The 1,489-nt window shown below is 74.5% G+C and carries 1 protein-coding gene and 1 pseudogene; one reads left to right on the top strand and one right to left on the bottom strand.

The window, feature by feature from the left end; translation table 11 throughout:
• Positions 1-75: 75 nt before the first annotated feature.
• The gene (locus HW445_RS30680; RefSeq protein WP_180224059.1) at positions 76-1,062 is read left to right on the top strand and encodes a BtrH N-terminal domain-containing protein; all 987 of its coding nucleotides are present in this window, start codon (positions 76-78) and stop codon (positions 1,060-1,062) included.
• Positions 1,063-1,065: 3 nt separating this feature from the next.
• Here HW445_RS30680 and HW445_RS30675 read toward each other — a convergent pair.
• A pseudogene (locus tag HW445_RS30675) lies at positions 1,066-1,489 on the bottom strand (immune inhibitor A domain-containing protein); the annotation flags it as partial.

Here is a 1,489-nt window from a genome sequence, read left to right as displayed (position 1 = left end):
CCCGGCGGGGGACCGGGCCCCGGCGGAAACCCGGACGGCCCGCCGGACGGCCTCCCGGCGCGAGAGCATGAGGGGGTGAGCATCGTCGAAGACATCGATCCCCGCGGTACGCGGCATTGCGAGACGTCGACCCTGGGCGTGCTGCTGCGGCACCGGGGAGCGGACCTGTCGGAGCCCATGCTGTTCGGTCTGGGCGCCGGTCTGTCCTTCGTCTACTGGGACAGCAGGAACATGGGCTTCCCGTTCCTCGGCGGACGGGTCAAGCCCTTCGAACTCACCAGGAACCTGGCCGCCAACCTCGGTCTGGACCTCCAGGTCCGGGAGACGGCCTCCCCGCGCAAGGCGTGGGAGAACGTGACCGGCGCGGTCGACGCCGGTCACCCGGTCGGACTGCAACTGGACAGCTACCACCTCGACCACTTCACGACCAAGGTCCACTTCGGCGGCCACGTCGTCGCCCTGTACGGCTACGACGACCGGAACGCCCTGCTGGTCGACACCGACCAGCAGGGCGGCGCGGTCTCCACCGGCCTGGCCTCCCTCGCCAGGGCCCGCGCCGCGCGCGGCCCGATGACGGCCAGGCACCGGTCGTTCACCCTCACCGTCCCCCGGGACGCACCCGCGCCGCGGAGCCGGATCGTCCCCGCCGTCACCGCCTGCGCGGACGCCTTCCTCCACCCGCCCATCGCCAACCTGGGCCACCGGGGGATCGCGAAGGCCGGGAAGCTGGTGCGCACCTGGCTCCGCCGCACCGACGACCCCGGACGGGACCTGTCCCGGGCCGCCCTCCTGATGGAGAAGGGCGGCACCGGCGGCGCCCTGTTCCGCAACCTCTACCGCGACTTCCTCGCCGAGAGCGCCGAGTCGGTCGGCGGCCCCCGGCTGCGCACCGGCCACCGGCTCTACACCGAGGCGGCGGCCGGGTGGACGCGGGCCGCCGAACTGATCTCCAGGGCCGGCGCGACGGGGGAGGAGCGGTACCTCACGGAGGCGGGCGACCTGCTCCTCGGGCTCTCCCGGCTGGAGCGGGAGGCGATGGAGGAGCTGAGCCGCCTCACCTGACGGTCAGTCCCTCTCGCGTGTCCAGCCGTCCGCCGTCACCCGGGCCAGGTCCGCCGGCCGGGCGTCCGCGTACAGCAGGGTGTCCCGGGAGGCGACCTTCTGCGCGCCGACGTACACCCCGCGGCCGACGTACCGTGCGTCGGTGGTGTACCGCCAGCGCACCGACGTCGCCGCGGAGGCCGGCAGCCGGGCGGCGAAGCGGTGCCAGACACGGCCGTTGAAGCCGGACACCCGGCCGTCGGAGCGGGCGACGTCCTGCTTCCCGTGCGGGGCCCGGGTGCTGAACGGCAGGGGCAGCCAGGTGGCGCCGCCGTCCGTGGAGACCTCGGCGCACAGCACGTCGTACGTGGCCTCGGTGTCCCACCACAGGTCGCCGGTGAGCCGGGCCCCCGCCGAGGTGTCGAGCGCGGGCAGGGTCAGCACGGCG

Source organism: Streptomyces sp. UH6, from assembly GCF_013421635.1.
Lineage (GTDB): Bacteria > Actinomycetota > Actinomycetes > Streptomycetales > Streptomycetaceae > Streptomyces > Streptomyces abyssomicinicus.
The sequence above is the reverse complement of the archived record's forward strand: the minus strand, read 5'-3'. Positions and strand labels throughout refer to the sequence as shown.